The 14,726-nt window shown below is 67.5% G+C and carries 17 protein-coding genes; 12 read left to right on the top strand and 5 right to left on the bottom strand.

All coding sequences use genetic code 11. The features are described 5' to 3' along the window. Positions 1-83 precede the first annotated feature (83 nt). Positions 84-374, top strand: coding sequence for a hypothetical protein (locus LCF40_RS14145; protein WP_114577828.1), 291 nt, complete (start codon positions 84-86; stop codon positions 372-374). 212 nt (positions 375-586) lie between these two features. Here LCF40_RS14145 and LCF40_RS14140 read toward each other — a convergent pair whose 3' ends face one another. Then, positions 587-1,723 carry an NAD(P)/FAD-dependent oxidoreductase gene (locus LCF40_RS14140; RefSeq protein WP_224828916.1) on the bottom strand — a complete coding sequence of 379 codons (1,137 nt, stop codon included), beginning with the start codon at positions 1,721-1,723 and terminating at the stop codon, positions 587-589. A gap of 164 nt (positions 1,724-1,887) precedes the next feature. Between LCF40_RS14140 and LCF40_RS14135 the strand changes: the two genes are divergently transcribed. From LCF40_RS14135 to LCF40_RS14125, 3 genes are all read left to right on the top strand, one after another. Beyond that, the gene (locus LCF40_RS14135; protein WP_224828915.1) at positions 1,888-3,156 is read left to right on the top strand and encodes a putative sodium/potassium/calcium exchanger; all 1,269 of its coding nucleotides are present in this window, start codon (positions 1,888-1,890) and stop codon (positions 3,154-3,156) included. A gap of 69 nt (positions 3,157-3,225) precedes the next feature. Next, the gene (locus tag LCF40_RS14130; protein ID WP_114577825.1) at positions 3,226-4,107 is read left to right on the top strand and encodes a dihydrodipicolinate synthase family protein; all 882 of its coding nucleotides are present in this window, start codon (positions 3,226-3,228) and stop codon (positions 4,105-4,107) included. Positions 4,108-4,132: 25 nt separating this feature from the next. Then, positions 4,133-4,966: an NAD-dependent epimerase/dehydratase family protein gene (locus LCF40_RS14125; protein WP_224828914.1), complete on the top strand. Its 834-nt coding sequence runs from the start codon at positions 4,133-4,135 to the stop codon at positions 4,964-4,966. A gap of 122 nt (positions 4,967-5,088) precedes the next feature. Here the strand turns inward: LCF40_RS14125 and LCF40_RS14120 are convergent, their stop codons facing one another. Further along, a complete protein-coding gene (locus tag LCF40_RS14120; RefSeq protein ID WP_114577823.1) occupies positions 5,089-5,442 on the bottom strand; it encodes a hypothetical protein in 354 nt (117 codons plus the stop codon). 136 nt (positions 5,443-5,578) lie between these two features. Here LCF40_RS14120 and aroC point away from each other — a divergent pair, with 136 nt between their 5' ends. The 4 genes from aroC to LCF40_RS14100 all read left to right on the top strand — a co-directional run bounded on the left by aroC (position 5,579) and on the right by LCF40_RS14100 (position 10,606). Next, the gene (aroC, locus tag LCF40_RS14115; protein WP_224828913.1) at positions 5,579-6,730 is read left to right on the top strand and encodes a chorismate synthase; all 1,152 of its coding nucleotides are present in this window, start codon (positions 5,579-5,581) and stop codon (positions 6,728-6,730) included. A 121-nt stretch (positions 6,731-6,851) separates the two neighbouring features. Next, positions 6,852-8,750, top strand: coding sequence for a 2-oxoacid:acceptor oxidoreductase subunit alpha (locus LCF40_RS14110; protein ID WP_114577821.1), 1,899 nt, complete (start codon positions 6,852-6,854; stop codon positions 8,748-8,750). A gap of 2 nt (positions 8,751-8,752) precedes the next feature. After that, positions 8,753-9,685 carry a thiamine pyrophosphate-dependent enzyme gene (locus tag LCF40_RS14105; protein ID WP_114577820.1) on the top strand — a complete coding sequence of 311 codons (933 nt, stop codon included), beginning with the start codon at positions 8,753-8,755 and terminating at the stop codon, positions 9,683-9,685. Between the two features lie 150 nt (positions 9,686-9,835). Then, on the top strand, positions 9,836-10,606 hold the full coding sequence (locus LCF40_RS14100; RefSeq protein WP_224828912.1) for a DUF7260 family protein: 771 nt from the start codon (positions 9,836-9,838) through the stop codon (positions 10,604-10,606). 51 nt (positions 10,607-10,657) lie between these two features. Here the strand turns inward: LCF40_RS14100 and LCF40_RS14095 are convergent, their stop codons facing one another. Beyond that, on the bottom strand, positions 10,658-10,852 hold the full coding sequence (locus tag LCF40_RS14095; RefSeq protein WP_114577818.1) for a hypothetical protein: 195 nt from the start codon (positions 10,850-10,852) through the stop codon (positions 10,658-10,660). 108 nt (positions 10,853-10,960) lie between these two features. Then, positions 10,961-11,326, bottom strand: a complete 366-nt coding sequence (locus tag LCF40_RS14090) for a group I truncated hemoglobin (RefSeq protein WP_114577817.1) — start codon at positions 11,324-11,326, stop codon at positions 10,961-10,963. 205 nt (positions 11,327-11,531) lie between these two features. Here LCF40_RS14090 and lrpA1 point away from each other — a divergent pair, with 205 nt between their 5' ends. The 4 genes from lrpA1 to LCF40_RS14070 are packed head-to-tail and all read left to right on the top strand — an operon-like array spanning position 11,532 to position 14,091. After that, positions 11,532-11,960, top strand: a complete 429-nt coding sequence (gene lrpA1, locus LCF40_RS14085) for an HTH-type transcriptional regulator LrpA1 (RefSeq protein ID WP_114577816.1) — start codon at positions 11,532-11,534, stop codon at positions 11,958-11,960. A gap of 42 nt (positions 11,961-12,002) precedes the next feature. Next, a complete protein-coding gene (locus tag LCF40_RS14080) occupies positions 12,003-12,494 on the top strand; it encodes an SRPBCC family protein (protein ID WP_114577815.1) in 492 nt (163 codons plus the stop codon). A gap of 60 nt (positions 12,495-12,554) precedes the next feature. Beyond that, the gene (locus LCF40_RS14075) at positions 12,555-13,112 is read left to right on the top strand and encodes an NAD(P)/FAD-dependent oxidoreductase (protein WP_224828911.1); all 558 of its coding nucleotides are present in this window, start codon (positions 12,555-12,557) and stop codon (positions 13,110-13,112) included. A 1-nt stretch (position 13,113) separates the two neighbouring features. Continuing rightward, positions 13,114-14,091, top strand: coding sequence for a succinylglutamate desuccinylase/aspartoacylase family protein (locus LCF40_RS14070; RefSeq protein ID WP_114577813.1), 978 nt, complete (start codon positions 13,114-13,116; stop codon positions 14,089-14,091). Positions 14,092-14,176: 85 nt separating this feature from the next. On the opposite strand, the gene LCF40_RS14065 is transcribed toward LCF40_RS14070, so the two are convergent. Beyond that, entirely contained in the window at positions 14,177-14,713 is a 537-nt protein-coding gene (locus tag LCF40_RS14065) for a hypothetical protein (protein WP_224828910.1), read from the bottom strand. Between the last annotated feature and the right edge of the window lie 13 nt (positions 14,714-14,726).

Raw genomic sequence — 14,726 nt, 5'->3', positions numbered from 1 at the left:
CGCTCGATCCGCCCATGTACACCGGGCTTGCGTCTGACGGCCGTCTGACCGGGTTTTTTATGGGGTGGATACGACGCGGAGGTATGGAGTCACCTGCCCGACGCCCGCGCCGTGACGGGTCGCCAGCAGGAGAACCAGTCCACGCCCTGAACGCCGGCCTCATCGGTCTGGGCTCACTGTTGTTCGTCAACGGCGCCGGGATCAGCCTCGTGTCGGTCTTCGTCCCGTTCGCGGTGAACACGGTGCTGGTAAGCGTGTTCGTGACGGCGCTGTTCGTCCTCTCGGTCGTCTGGTATCTCCGGTCGGATGGCATCGACCTCGCGTCCCGGGTTCGCCAGTCCCGAGGTAGCCACACCCCTCGTCGCGGGTTCTAGCTCCGAGGGCGTGAACCCCTCGAGTTCCGGTGGACGCCCTTTCGCCTCCTCTCGGTCGGCCCCGACTCGCTCTCCACCCGATCCACCCGTTCCAGTCGAAACGCGTTCTCCACCCGAACCACTCGAACCGCTCCGTCGGACGAGTGGCTGACGTGCGTCTGACGATGGGCTGACACGCGGCAGACGAGCGGCGGACGACGGCGGCCGGACCGTCACTCCTCGAACCGGTCGACCGAGAACGCCTCGAGCCCGCGGCTCTCCCCCCGAACGCGGTCGGCGACGAGCTTGCCGCTGTACGGGCCGAATGTGAGTCCCGTCGGACCGTGACCCGTCGCGAGGAACGCGCCCGGGACATCGGGCACCGCTCCGAGGACGGGCCGGCCGTCGGGCGAGGCCGGCCGCAGCCCGACCCGGACCTCCTCGAGGGCGGCGTCGGCGAGCCCGGGTGCGACCCGCAGGGCCTCCTCCAGCACCTCGCGGACGCCGGCGGCGGTCGTGCGGGGAGCGAAGCCGGACCCCGTCTCGCGGGTCGCACCCGCCGCGACGCGGCCGTCGGGCCAGGGAACCATGTAGTGGTCGCGAAAGGCCTTCACGATCGGCCACTCCTCCGGCTCCGACGATCCGGAGGGGAGTCCGAGGTGGACGATCTGGCCCCGCTGGGGGGAGATCGGAAGCGATATTTCGAGTTGGTCGGCGAACGCCGGCGACCAGGCGCCGCCGGCGACGACGACGGTTTCTGTGGGGATCGTCCGCCGGTCGGCGGTCCGGACGCCGGTCACCCGACCGTCGATCCGGATCTCCGTCACGTCGGCCTCGACGGTCTCCAGGCCGTGTGAGCGGCCGGCGTCCCTGAGGGCGGCGGCGAACCGCCGGCCCTCGACCCGGCCGGCGTCCGGATACCGGAACGCCCGTACGGCGTCCCCCAGCGGGGGGAACTCGCTTGCGGCGTTGTCGGGGCCGATCTCCTCGATCTCCGGCCCATCGTCGAGTCGGTCCCGGCGGCTCCGGATTGCCTCGAGGCTCCGCTCGTACTCCGGAACCTCCCCCTCGTCGACCGCGACCGCGAGCAGGCCGGGGCGGTCGAACCCCGTCGGCCCCGCTCCCTCGTCGTCGAGGCGGTCGGCTAGTTCGGGGTAGTAGTCGGCGGCTCCGGTCGCGAACTCGAGCCAGTCGGGATCCCGCGAGCGGCTACTGGTGAGCGGCGAGACGATGCCGGCGCCGGCGTCGGTCGCCCGCCCCTCGTCCTCGCGGTCGGCGAGGAGGGTCCTCGAGCCCCCACGCGCGAGATGGTAGGCAACCGAACTCCCGACGATGCCACCCCCGACGACGACCGCGTCGTAGGCGTCCATACCGGGGCCGCGAACGCGGGGCGAATAACGGTTTCGGGCGTGGACCGCGGCCGATCCCGCTTCGCTCGTCCGTCGCCGGGCGTGACCATCCAACCCCGACAGTCACCGAATTATTACTTTTTATAAACAAAACACTTTTGGAGGTAGTTGCTCACCGGAGCGGTATGGAACGAAGGGAGTTGTTGGCCGGCGGATCGAGCGTGGTCGCGGTGGCCCTCGCGGGTTGTGCCTTCGACGACGCGACCGAGGGATCGGGACCCGCCGACGATACGGACGGGACGGACGAGGAGAACGAGACGGACGAGGAGACGGACGTCACCGAGGAGGACGACGGATCCGACGAGGGGGACGTCGGGAGCAACGAGTCCGCCGACGCCGCCGACAACGAGTCCGATGAGGGGATGGCGGACAACGAGTCAGACGGTAATACTACCAACGAGTCGGAGGAGATGGCGGACAACGAGTCCGATGACGCCGCCGAGAACGAATCGGGCGACGCTGCCGACAACGAATCCGATGACGGGGTCGGCGACGATGCTGCCAACGAATCCGGGGACGCCGGCAACGGCTCCGACGAGGGGACGGGTAACGAATCGGCGGACCCCGATGGCGATGAATCGGATGGAGAGATGGCGGACAACGAATCCGACGACGTCGCCGCCAACGAGTCCGACGACGAGATGGCGGGGAACGAGAGCGACGAGGAGGGTTCGGGCAACGAATCCGACGGCGACGGGACGGACGACGGAGACGCCACCGGAGCGGACGACGACACGACGGCGGATTCCGACGGAACGGACGGCGAGGACTCGACGAACGAGACGGGCAACGGGACGGATACCGACGGGATCGACAGCGAGGACGAAACCGAAGGCGACGACACCGGCAGTAACGGGACCGACAGCGACGGGGACGGGACCGAGGAGGACGACGGCTCCGGGACCGACGACGCCGACGGTGGCGAGAACACGGGCGACGAGGACACGGGCGATGAGGGCACGAGCGACGAGAGTTCGGTCGAGGACGACGACGGTGACGACGGAACCGACGAGGAGGACGGGACGGACGCCTCCGAGCCCACATCCGGCGAGATCCCCGGCCTCAAGCCCGATGCTCTCGTCGCCGACGGCGAGATCCTGGCGGAGATCGGAGCCGAGCGCCGCGGGTCGGAGCTGATAATTACGGCGGTTCCGGCCGACGCCTCCAATGATTTCGTCCTGGAGGAGGTGGGTGCCGCCCTCGCGGCCACGGCCGACGCGGTCTCGGATCGGGAGGCGCTGCGCTCGGCGATCGACCGGGTCACGGTCGTCGTCCGATCTCCCGACGGCGAGGAGCTGTTCTCCGCCGGCGGTGGAACGCGGTGGCTGCTCGCGTTCGGCGACGGCGGCGGCACGGTCGAGGGTGTCGCGGGGCTCCTCGGGCGCTCCGGGTAGTCCGGATCCCGTCGCCGGTCGGCTCTTCCGGCCGACGCCTTTTATACGGAGCCGGCCCCAGACGGAGCCATGACCGATCCCGTCGGCCGCCTCACCTGCCCGATCGTGACTCCGTTCGACGGCGAGGGTGCCGTCGACGACGACGCGCTCCGGAACCTGATCGAGCACGTCGAGACGGGCGTCGACGGCGTCTTTCCCTGCGGGACGACCGGCGAGTTCGCGAGCCTTTCTCCGGGCGAGCGCCGGGACGTCATCGAGGTCACGGCCGACCACGCGTCGGTCCCCGTCGTCGCGGGCGCGGCGGCGACGAGCGTCGCCGGCACGGTCGAAGCCGTCGAGGTGGCGGCCGACGCGGGCGCCGATGCCGCGGTGGTCGTCCCGCCCTATTTCCACACCGCGAACGCGCCCGCGGGAAATCAGCGGTATTTCGAGCGGGTCGCCGACCGGTCGGCGCTCCCCCTCCTGCTCTACAACATCCCCCAGTGTACCGGCGCCCGGATCGAGCCCGAGACCGTCGCGGCGGTCGCCGACCACGAGCGGATCGTTGGCCTGAAGGACTCCAGTGGCGACCTCTCGTACCTGCTCTCCGTGCAGTCGCAGGTCCCTGCGGACTTCGCGCTCCTCCAGGGGTACGATGCGCTGCTCGTGCCCTCCCTCCGGATGGGGATCGACGGCGGCGTCAACGCCCTCTCGAATGCCCTCCCCGAGGTCTTCGCCGAGGCGGTCGAGCACGCCGGAGAGGAGCGCGGCGCGGTCCTCCAGCGGGAGGCGATCACGCCCGTCTTCGAGGCCTGTCTCGAGTACGGCTTCGCGCCGGCGGCGAAGGCCGCGCTCGTTTCCCGGGGCGTCATCGAGAGCGATGCCGTCCGGCCGCCGCTGGTCCCCATCGAGGATCCCGAGCCGATCGAGTCGGCGGTCGAGCGAGCCCTCGAGGTCGGCGCCGAAACGTAATACCGGAGGGACGCGAACGGGACCCATGAACGTCGTGATAACCGGCGGCGCGGGCACGGTCGGCACCGCGGTCACGGACCACCTCGCCGAGGAGCACACGATCACGAGCGTCGACGTCGAGGCGCATCCCGACCCGGACGTCGAGTCGGTCGTCGCGGACCTTCGGGAGACCGACCTCCGGCCCCACCTCGAGGACAAAGACGCGCTGATCCACCTGGCTCACGTCCCTCAAGAGCACGGGAATCCCGGCGACACCGAGATCACGCCGTTCGAAACCCACCGGGAGAACCTCGCGCTCCACGCCGACGCGATCGGCGCGGCCGCCGAGGCGGGGGTTGACTCGATCGTCTACGCGTCCTCGAACCACGCGGTCGGGCGCTACGAGGACGATCACGCACCCGAGATCTACTACCCCGAGTACGGACTGACCGTCGATCACACCGTCGCGCCCCGGCCGGACTCGATGTACGGCGTCGAGAAGGTGTACGGCGAGGGGTGCTGTCGGCTCGCGGCGGAGGCCCACGATGTCCGCGCCTACGCCCTCCGGATCTGTGCGGTTCGCGACCGCGAGTACGACCACCCCTACGGCGACGCCGAGCGCGGGGTCGATCGCGGCAAGTTCGACCGGGGAGGCGACGCCTACGACGAGCAGGTCGCCCGGCTGAAGGCGATGTGGCAGTCCCGCCGGGATCTCGCCAAGCAGGTCGAGTGCTGTCTCTCCGACGACACCGTCGAGTACGACGTTTTCTACGGCGTCAGCGACAACGACCGGCGGTGGTTCGACATCGACCACGCCCGCGAGGTCCTGGGATACGAGCCGGCGGACGACGGCGAGGAGTGGGATGCGCCGCCGGAGTGATCGGGATCGCTCGGGGCGGCGCTGCTCGCGTCGTAGGGTCGGCTGTCAGTCATTGCGCTATCAATCGCACGTCAATCGCACTACTCCAGTTCGATCGTCGGTAAATCGTCTATCCGACCCGCTCAGGACCTGACGTGGACGAGACGGCGAAGCCCGATCTCGGTATAGAGTCGAACGGAAAAGCAGTCGAAATCGATCGGATCCGGGCCGGCGTCGGCGCCGTCGATCGCCGTCTCGATTTCCGACTCGAACTCGCCATCGTACTCGAGTTCGAGGTCGTCGCCGATCCGGCCCGTTTCGTCGTCCTCGTCGATAAACCACAGCCGCAGCGAGGGGTCGTCCCGGTCCTCGCTGGGGAACTCGTCGGGCGGGGAGTCGATGTAGCTCGGGGGCAATCTGGGGCATGGGCCCCGGAAGACGCCACACATTGGGCGGGTGATCGCGGTCGAGGTCGACTCGATTTCGTCGTATGGCATGGGTGAAGAAACAGGGCTCCCGGCTCCTTGAATCGACTGCTTTCTTTCACCCTGCCGGCTCCGGTTCCACGAGCGTCCAGCCGTGGACGTTGCGCGTTCCTGTAGCGCTAAGTAGCCCCGTCCCCGAGGGGCGGACATGAACGGTAACCGCTTCGGACGGCTCTTTCAGGTGACCACCTTCGGCGAGAGCCACGGCGAGGCGATGGGCTGCACTATATCCGGATGTCCCGCCGGCCTCGAGCTCACCGAGGAAGACGTCCAGGCCGACCTCGATCGACGGAAGCCGGGCCAGTCGATGATCACCACGAGTCGAGGAGAGCCCGACGACGTCTCGATCAAGTCGGGCACCCAGGACGGCTACACGACGGGGACGCCGATCGGGATGGTGATCCAGAACAAGGACGCCCGCTCGGGGAAGTACGAACCCTTCATCACCGCGCCCCGGCCCTCCCACGGCGACTTCACGTATTCAGCCAAGTTCGGTACCCGAAACTGGGGCGGCGGCGGGCGGTCCTCGGCCCGGGAGACGGTCAACTGGGTTGCCGCGGGCGCCATCGCGAAGAAACTGCTCGCAAGTGAGGGGATCGAGCTGAAGGCCCACGTCAACCAGATCGGTGACGTCTCCGCCCCCGAGGTGAGCTTCGAGGAGATCAAAGCGCACAGCGAGGAAAACGACGTTCGGTGTGCCCATCCCGAGACCGCAGCGGAGATGCAGGAGCTGATCGAGGCCTACCAGGAGGAAGGCGACTCGATCGGCGGCTCGATCTACTTCGAGGCTCGAGGCGTGCCGGTCGGACTCGGCGCGCCCCGCTTCGACTCGCTGTCCGCGCGTCTGGGCCAGGCGATGATGGCCGTGCCCGCGACGACGGCCTTCGAGTTCGGGTTGGGGACGGAAGCTCGGGAGTGGACCGGCAAGGAACGAAACGACGACTGGGAGTTCAGCGAGGACGGCGATCCGGTTCCCGTTGAAAACGACCACGGGGGGATCCAGGGGGGGATAAGCTCGGGCGAACCGATCTACGGCGAGGTGACCCTCCACGCGCCGACGTCGATTCCCAAGAGCCAGCAGACGGCGGACTGGGAGACCGGCGAGCTGAAAGAAGAGAAGGTGATCGGCCGCCACGATCCGGTCCTCCCGCCCCGGGGGGTGCCCGTCGTCGAGGCGATGCTCGCGCTCACGCTCGTAGACTTCATGCTCCTGTCGGGTCGGCTGAACCCGGACCGGCTCGACAACGATCCCGGCGAGTACGATACCGACTACCACCCGAGCAACCCGCACAACGAGTAGCCGCCCGACAACCTTCCGGCAAGTCTTTCACGAAAGATCCTTGGTAATGTATAGCAAAGGCTTTAGGTTCGGTGGAGCCAACTCGTGACTACTGCTGGCCCAGGAGGGGCCGCATCCACCTATGAGCGACAACGAACTCATCTGGCGCGTCGCCGGCGGTTCCGGAGACGGGATCGACTCGACGAGCCAGAACTTCGCCAAAGCGCTGATGCGCTCGGGGCTCGACGTCTTTACCCATCGCCACTATCCCTCGCGGATCCGTGGCGGCCACACCTACGTCGAGATCCGGGCCGCAGCCGAGGAGGTACAGTCACGGGGGGACGGCTACAACTTCCTGCTGGCGCTGGGCGACTCCTTCGCCCGGAACCCACAGGAAGAGGCCTACTACGGCAACGAGGAGGTCAAACCCCTCTCTGAGAACTTAGAGGACCTGCGCGAGGGCGGGGTCATCATCTACGACGAGGGCCTGTTGAGCGAGGAGGACGTCGCTGAACTCGACCTGGAGGAGCGTGCCGAGGAGAACGGCTGGCACCTCTACCCGATGGACCTCCGGTCGCTGGCCCGCGAACACGGCCGCGAGGTCATGCGAAACACCGCCGGCGTCGGCGCGACGGCGGCGCTGCTCGACATGGACCTCGAACACATCGAAGACCTGATGGAGGACGCGATGCCCGAGAAGATCTTAGAGCCCAACATCGAGATCCTCCACGAGGCCCACGAGATCGTGAGCGAGGAGTACGAGTTCACCCACGATCTCCGGGTTCCCGAGGGCGACCACGACGACGAGCAGGCGCTGCTCTCGGGGTCGAACGCGATCACCTTCGGTGCGATCGACTCGGGCTGTCGGTTCATCGCGGGCTACCCGATGACGCCCTGGACCGACGTCTTCACGCTCATGTCCCAGCACCTCCCGGAGATGGGCGGGGTCTCCGAGCAGGTCGAAGACGAGATCGCCGCCGCCGCACTCGCCGTCGGGGCGAGCCACGCCGGCGTCAAGGCCATGTCCGGCTCTTCCGGTGGCGGCTTCGCGCTGATGAGCGAACCGCTCGGCCTCGCGGAGATGACCGAGACCCCGCTGGTCCTGCTCGAATCCATGCGTGCGGGTCCCTCGACGGGGATGCCCACCAAGCCCGAGCAGGCCGACCTCGAGTTCACCCTCTATACGAGCCAGGGCGACTCGAACCGCGTCGTCTTCGCGCCGGGCACCGTCGAGGAGGCATACGAGCAGACCCGCACCGCCTTCTACATCGCCTACGAGTACCAGATCCCGACGGTCATCATCTACGACCAGAAGCTCTCCGGCGAGAACACCAACGTCGACGTGAGCTTCTTCGACCGCGAGCCCGCACCCGACCTGGGCTCGACGATGACCGAGGAGGAACTCGAGGACGCCGTCCACGACGCCTCCGGGAAGTTCCACCGCTTCCAGCACGACCCCGAAAACGGCGTCAGTCCCCGCTCGCTGCCCGGCCAGCAGGACGGACGCTACCTCGCGACGGGCAACGAACACACGCCCGCGGGTCACATCAGCGAGGACCCCGACAACCGCGTCGCACAGGTCAACCGCCGCCTCCGCAAGCTGGAGGCGATCCGGGCTGACCTGGACGAGGGTGACACCCACCAGACGTACGTCGGCGACGACGACGCCGACTACGGGATCATCACCTGGGGCTCCTCGCAGGGCGTCGTCGAGGAGGCAGTCGCCAGACTCGAGGCCGACGGCCACAGCGTCAAGGCCGTCGGCGTCTCCGAGATGATGCCGTTCCCTGAAGCCGAACTGGCGGAGTTCATAGAGAGCGTCGAGGAGGCGATGGTCGTCGAGATGAACGCCTCCGCGCAGTTCCGGGGGCTGCTCCAGAAGGAACTCGGCCGCTACGGCGAGAAGCTGACCAGCCTGCTCAAGTACAACGGCAACCCCTTCGAACCCGCCGAGGTCGTCGAGGGGTACGAACTGAACGTCGAGGGCTCGGGGACCGACCCGTCCGCACAGGTCCGGCTCGAGCCCGCTGCAGGTGACTGACAATGAGTGCATTCAACGCCATCGGAGACGAACGAGAGATCGACCGCGACGAGTTCACGCCGGGTCTGGAACCCCAGCCGACGTGGTGTCCGGGCTGTGGCGACTTCGGCGTCCTGAAGGCGCTGAAACAGGCGCTCCCGGAGGTCGGCAAGACTCCCGAGGAGGTGCTGACGGTGACGGGGATCGGCTGTTCGGGCAAGCTGAACAGCTACCTTGACACCTACGGGTTCCACACGATCCACGGCCGGTCGCTGCCGGTCGCCCGCGCGGCGAAGTTGGCCAACGACGGGCTCGAAGTGATCGCCGCCGGCGGTGACGGCGACGGCTACGGGATCGGCGGGAACCACTTCATGCACACCGCCCGGGAGAACCACGACATGACCTACATCGTCTTCAACAACGAGGTCTTCGGGCTCACCAAGGGCCAGACCTCGCCGACCTCGCCGAAGGGTCACAAGTCGAAGACGACGCCCCACGGCAATGCGAAGTCGCCGATCCGGCCGCTGTCGCTCGCGCTGACCTCGGGGGCGACCTACATCGCCCGGACCGCCGCAGTCAACCCGAACCAGGCAAAGGAGATCATCAAGGAGGCAATCGACCACGACGGGTTCGCCCACATCGACTTCCTGACCCAGTGTCCGACCTGGAACAAGGACGCAAAGCAGTACGTCCCCTACGTGGACGTCCAGGAGTCCGAGGACTACGACTTCGACGTCAACAGCCGCGAGGAGGCCCAGGAGATGATGTTCGAGACCGAGAACGCCCTCCACGAGGGCACCGTCCTCACCGGACGCTACTTCGTCGACGAACGTCCCTCCTATCAGGACGAGAAGAAGGAACTCGGCGAGATGCCCGAGGAACCGCTCGCGGAGCGCTACTTCGAGGACGACTACGACTGGGAGCGCAGCTACGACCTCCTCGAGCGCCACAAGTAATCCGTTTCGCGATCTCTCGTTTTCGAGCGTTCGAACTCGACGGACCGAACTCCATACTCCCCCATAGCGCTCGGAGGGGGCCATAGCGGCCTATAGCGGGTCGAACGCCACATATACGGAGTTAAGAGGATCGTCCGGCCTGATCCGTTCGTGACCGACGACGACCCGCTGGCCGTCCTCTACGAGGCCGCCCGCGTGCTTCGCTCGGAGCGTCGGGAACTCGCCGACGAACGCGAGGCGTTCTCGCAGTTCCGGACGCGGGTCGGCGCGCTTGAGACGACCGCCTCGACGGCGCGCTTTCCGACGCTGCTCGCCGACCGGACCCGGACGGCGCCCGGGCGGACGACACCGGACCAGGTCCGCGAGGCGTACGTCCGGACGGTAATGTGCGTCCCCCACTACGAGGAGGCGTACGGCGAGTCCTACCGGGAGAACCTCGAACGGGAGCTCACCCCGGAGCTCGCGACCGCGATCACGAGGTCCGAGGGGCTCTCGCCAGGACTCAAGCGCTCGCTCGCCGACTGCGTCGATCGGGCCATCGACGCGCGGGAGTCGTTGCTCGAGTTCCTCGAGGCCGAGTCGGAGGCGATCACGGACGCCGAGGAGCGCCTCGCGGGGATCGTCGGGGACCTCGAGTCGGTCGTGGCCCAGCCCCTCGATCGGGCGGGCTTTCACGTCCTCATATCGAGTCGCGACCGCCTCGACTCGCTCGAGGATCGGTGTGGGGTCCTTCTTGAGGAGCGCCAGGCCCGGATCCGCCGGGAGCACTCCGTCTCGGTGGCCGGGATCGACGACACGGCTCGATACCTCTATGGCTCCTGTCGGACGACTCATCCCGTCCTCGCCGCCATCGCCGCCGTCTGTGCCGGCATCGAGGAGGGCCGCCGGACGATCGACCGGCGGCTGGCCGTCGTCGAGTAGCCGCCGCTAGGATGCATCGTCCTTGCCGGGTCTTTTCGACGGAATCAGGCCCTACAGCTCGTCGGCGACGAGCCGCGAGAGGGCGCTCTTCCGGTGGCTGGCCTGTAAGTGGTCGTAGATCCCGCCGTCGCCGTCGGCGGCGAACGCACAGAGCGGACAGGTACGGCGCTCTCCCGGCGTCGTCGTTCGAGCGTTCGTCTCCTCGGCCACCGTTCGGTCCGCGGCCTCGACAGTGCGCTGTGCCATCGAGAGATGGATCGACGCCCGGACGTAAGCGCGTTTCTAGGAGGGGAACGTGTCGGTCCGGGGTCGTATGGAGAGCTATGGAGGCGGAGGTCTCGAACCGGGCGCCCGCTACCGTGCCGTCACGATGGCCTCCTCGTAGCCGTAGACCGCATCCATCACCGCCTCGCGGTCGTCCTCCGAGACCTCAAACTCCGCGAGCGTCCGGTCGAGATGGGTCGCGATGGCCTCGAACTCCTCGGGTGCGATGTCGAGGTGGTCGTGAGCCGATGCCATCTCATCGCCGGTGTACTCGACGGGCCCGCCCGTGACGGCCGAGAGGAACTGCGTCTGGTGTATGCGCTGGCGTTCCATGTCGATCCCGTCGAAATAGCCCGCGACCCGCTCGTCGTCGAGCACCTTCTCGTAGAACGAGTCGACGACGGTAGCGATCGATTCCCGTCCGCCCAACCGCTCGTAGAGGGTTTCGTCGGTCATTGTCGGGTTCTACACGTGGACGTGATCGCTCGCCATGTACGATACCTGCGACGGTTCCCGGCTCCCGGGAATCGCTCGGGGAACGCGGTCTCCCGTCCGGTGGAGGCCGACCGGAGGGTCGCCCGAACCCGTTCCCGGATCGGCGGGCGACGGTCGGGTTTTCGGATACACAAGATATTTTCCCGTCGGCGCAAAACAGTTGGTCATGAGTAGCCGGTCTACGGGAGAGCGCGTCTTACAGGTCCTAGAGGAGGACGCCCAGGCCTCCTACGCCGATATCGCCGAGCGTGCGGAGGTCTCGAAGCCGACGGTCCGCAAGTACATCAACCAGCTCGAGGAGGAGGGGGTGATCGTCGGCTACTCGGCCGACGTCGACCCCAAGAAACTCTCGGGCCAGACGATCGCGATGGTCGGCCTCGAGGTCGCGAGCGAGCGCTACGTCGACGCGACCGCGGCGTTGCGGGACTTAGAGGAGGTCGAGGCGCTGTACAGCTCGAGTGGCGATCACACGCTGATGGCGGAAGTGCGTGCCGAAGACAGCGGCGCGGTCGGGCGGGTCATAAACGAGGAGATCCTCGCGGTCGAAGGCGTGACCGAGGCCCACCCCTCGTTTCTCCAGGAACGCCTGAAGTGACGTAGGCCGCGGAGTTTTGGGTCACGAGAGCGTCGTTCCGATATGGCGACGTACGAACGGGAGACGCGGATCCGGGCCCCTCTCGAGCGGGTCTGGGAGTTTCACTCGCGGGTATCGGGTCTGGAGACGCTGACGCCGGCGTGGATGGAGCTTCGCGTCGAGTCGGTGATCGGCCCCGATGGCGAGCGCGAGCCGGCGGTTCTGGATGTCGGCTCGGAGATCACGCTCTCGATCCGGCCGGGCGGTGTCGGCCCGCGCCAGCACTGGACATCGGTGATCACCGAGCGCGAGCGCGAGGACGGGGTCGCGTACTTCCGCGACGAGATGGTCGATGGCCCGTTCGACCGGTGGGTCCACACCCATTCTTTTTTCGCCGACGGCCGGGAGACGGTCTGTCGGGACCGGGTCGAGTACGAACTCCCGTCCCTGCTCGGCCCCCTTGGAGAACGGTGTCCGTCGGTGACGGGACTCGGGTTCGAGCCGATGTTCCGGGGGCGCCACGCGAAGGCGAAGGCCGTTCTGGAACGCGAGTAGGACGGGCACCCATCGTGGTTGCGCATAGCCTTTATCAGCCGTGGGGCCATCGTTCCGGATATGGCACACGTAGCCATCGTCGGCGGCGGCCCCGCGGGACTGAGCGCCGGGCTGTTCACGGCGAAAAACGGCCTCGAGACGACGGTCTTCGACACCGACGAGACCTGGATGCACAAGGCCCACCTGTTCAACTACCTCGGGATCGAGAGCCAGGACGGCTCCGCGTTCATGGAGGACGCACGCGAGCAGGTCGACTCCTTCGGCGTCGAACGCGTTCAGGGCGAGGAGGTCCTCAGTGTGGAGGAGGATGGCGACGGCTTTACCGTCGAGACCGAGGAGGGGAGCCACGACGCCGACTACGTCGTCTTCGCGACCGGCGCGAAACGTTCGCTGCCCGAAGAGTTGGGATGTGAGACGACCGACGACGGACCGGTCGACGTCGGGATCGACATGGAGACGAGCGTCTCCGGCGCCTACGCGACGGGTGCGACCGCCCGCGCCGAGGAGTGGCAGGCGATCATCTCGGCGGGCGACGGTGCTGCCGCCGCCCTCGATATCCTGAGCAAGGAGAAGGGTGAACACTTCCACGACTTCGACGTGCCCGACGACGCCGAGTGAGATGGTGACTCACAGCCGGCGGACGATAACACCCCTCGAACTCCCCGCCGGCGGTGACGTTTCGCTCTCGATCCACGAGTACGAGGGAAGCGAGGGGCCGACCGTCTACGTCCAGGCCGCCCAGCACGGCCGCGAGGTAAACGGCACCGAGGTCCTCCGGCGGCTTCACGACGAGCTGGTCGAGGCGGACATCGCCGGGCGGGTGATCGCGGTGCCGGTCGCCGACCCGCTCACGTTCGATCACGCGAGCTATACCGCCTCACGGGGAATCGACGAGACGAACCCGAACATGAACCGGGTCTGGCCCGGCGATAGCGAGGGGTCGGCCCACGGGCGGATCGCCGCCGCTCTCTGGGAACACGCCTCGGCGGCCGACGCCGTCGTCGACCTCCACACGATGAGTCCCGACGCACTCTCCCACGTCGTGGTCACCGAGGGCGACCGGGAGTCGATCGCGCTCGCGGAGGCGTTCGGTACCGACCTGACGCTGGTCGAGCCGTTGCCGGGGGACAGCGAGGGCGACGAGGATACGGACGAGGAGTGGCACCGTAGGAACTTCTCGGGGAAGCTCCGGGTGACCGCCGCTCGACGAGGGATCCCGTGTATCACGCCCGAACTCGGTTCCCACACCCGCGTCCAGGAGTCGGCCGTCGAGACCGGTCTCGTCGGGCTCCGGAACGCCCTCCGCCACTTGGGGGTTCTCCCCGGCGACCCCGTCGGGAACGGACGGACCGAGCGGGCGAGAAACCACCTCGGCCGGGTTCGGGCCGACGAGTCCGGACTGTTCGTCCCCGGCGAGGTCGCCGTCGGCGACCGCGTTACCGAAGGAGACCGGCTCGGCACGCTGTACGGCCCGACCGACTACGGCGTTCGCCAGGAGGTCCGTGCCGACCGCGAGGGCGTCCTCTACGCGCTGACCCGGGAGGCGACGGTCGTCGCCGGCGACACGCTCGCGAACGTCGCGCTTCCCCTGGAGTGAGGGCTCGAGGAGGGTGCGACTCGAGGCGATAGGCGCACGATGCTCGCAGCCTCCTGAAGAAAGAAAACGTAGTTCTCGATTCGGTTTACTCGTCGGAGTCGTTGTCCTCGCCGAGGCCGCCGCTCTCGTTGTCCTCGGTCTCGTTCATGCCGGTGTCGTTGTCGTCGCCGAGACCGTCGCTCTCGTTGTCCATCTCGGACTCGTTGTCCATCTCGGACTCGTTGTCCATCTCGGACCCGTTGTCTTCGCCCATACCGGACTCGTTGTCGTCGCCGAGACCGTCGCTCTCGTTGTCCATCTCGGACTCGTTGCCCATGCCGGACTCGTTGTCTTCGCCCATACCGGACTCGTTGTCCATGCCGGATTCGTTGTCTTCGCCCATACCGGACTCGTTGTCCATGCCGGATTCGTTGTCGTCGCCGAGACCGTCGCTCTCGTTGTCCATCTCGGACTCGGTTTCTTCCTCCTCGGTGTCCGTCTCGTTTTCCGTGTCGTTCTCCTCGGCATCGCCGTTCCCGTTGCCACCGTTCCCGCCGTTGTCGCTACAGCCGGCCAGCCCGACCGCAGCAGCGGTACTCGACAGCAGTACGAACCGTCGTCGCGAGAGATCCGAGTCGGTCATGTTGCACGTCTGT

Origin of the sequence: Saliphagus infecundisoli (assembly GCF_020177375.1) — an archaeon.
In the GTDB taxonomy this organism is placed as follows: domain Archaea; phylum Halobacteriota; class Halobacteria; order Halobacteriales; family Natrialbaceae; genus Saliphagus; species Saliphagus infecundisoli.
The sequence above is the reverse complement of the archived record's forward strand: the minus strand, read 5'-3'. Positions and strand labels throughout refer to the sequence as shown.

Bases quoted from the DNA above. Each gene is read 5' to 3' on its own strand.
- LCF40_RS14145 (WP_114577828.1), top strand. From the start codon at position 84: ATGGAGTCACCTGCCCGACGCCCGCGCCGTGACGGGTCGCCAGCAGGA.
- LCF40_RS14140 (WP_224828916.1), bottom strand. From the start codon at position 1,723: ATGGACGCCTACGACGCGGTCGTCGTCGGGGGTGGCATCGTCGGGAGT.
- LCF40_RS14135 (WP_224828915.1), top strand. From the start codon at position 1,888: ATGGAACGAAGGGAGTTGTTGGCCGGCGGATCGAGCGTGGTCGCGGTG.
- LCF40_RS14130 (WP_114577825.1), top strand. From the start codon at position 3,226: ATGACCGATCCCGTCGGCCGCCTCACCTGCCCGATCGTGACTCCGTTC.
- LCF40_RS14125 (WP_224828914.1), top strand. From the start codon at position 4,133: ATGAACGTCGTGATAACCGGCGGCGCGGGCACGGTCGGCACCGCGGTC.
- LCF40_RS14120 (WP_114577823.1), bottom strand. From the start codon at position 5,442: ATGCCATACGACGAAATCGAGTCGACCTCGACCGCGATCACCCGCCCA.
- aroC (WP_224828913.1), top strand. From the start codon at position 5,579: ATGAACGGTAACCGCTTCGGACGGCTCTTTCAGGTGACCACCTTCGGC.
- LCF40_RS14110 (WP_114577821.1), top strand. From the start codon at position 6,852: ATGAGCGACAACGAACTCATCTGGCGCGTCGCCGGCGGTTCCGGAGAC.
- LCF40_RS14105 (WP_114577820.1), top strand. From the start codon at position 8,753: ATGAGTGCATTCAACGCCATCGGAGACGAACGAGAGATCGACCGCGAC.
- LCF40_RS14095 (WP_114577818.1), bottom strand. From the start codon at position 10,852: ATGGCACAGCGCACTGTCGAGGCCGCGGACCGAACGGTGGCCGAGGAG.
- LCF40_RS14090 (WP_114577817.1), bottom strand. From the start codon at position 11,326: ATGACCGACGAAACCCTCTACGAGCGGTTGGGCGGACGGGAATCGATC.
- lrpA1 (WP_114577816.1), top strand. From the start codon at position 11,532: ATGAGTAGCCGGTCTACGGGAGAGCGCGTCTTACAGGTCCTAGAGGAG.
- LCF40_RS14080 (WP_114577815.1), top strand. From the start codon at position 12,003: ATGGCGACGTACGAACGGGAGACGCGGATCCGGGCCCCTCTCGAGCGG.
- LCF40_RS14075 (WP_224828911.1), top strand. From the start codon at position 12,555: ATGGCACACGTAGCCATCGTCGGCGGCGGCCCCGCGGGACTGAGCGCC.
- LCF40_RS14070 (WP_114577813.1), top strand. From the start codon at position 13,114: ATGGTGACTCACAGCCGGCGGACGATAACACCCCTCGAACTCCCCGCC.
- LCF40_RS14065 (WP_224828910.1), bottom strand. From the start codon at position 14,713: ATGACCGACTCGGATCTCTCGCGACGACGGTTCGTACTGCTGTCGAGT.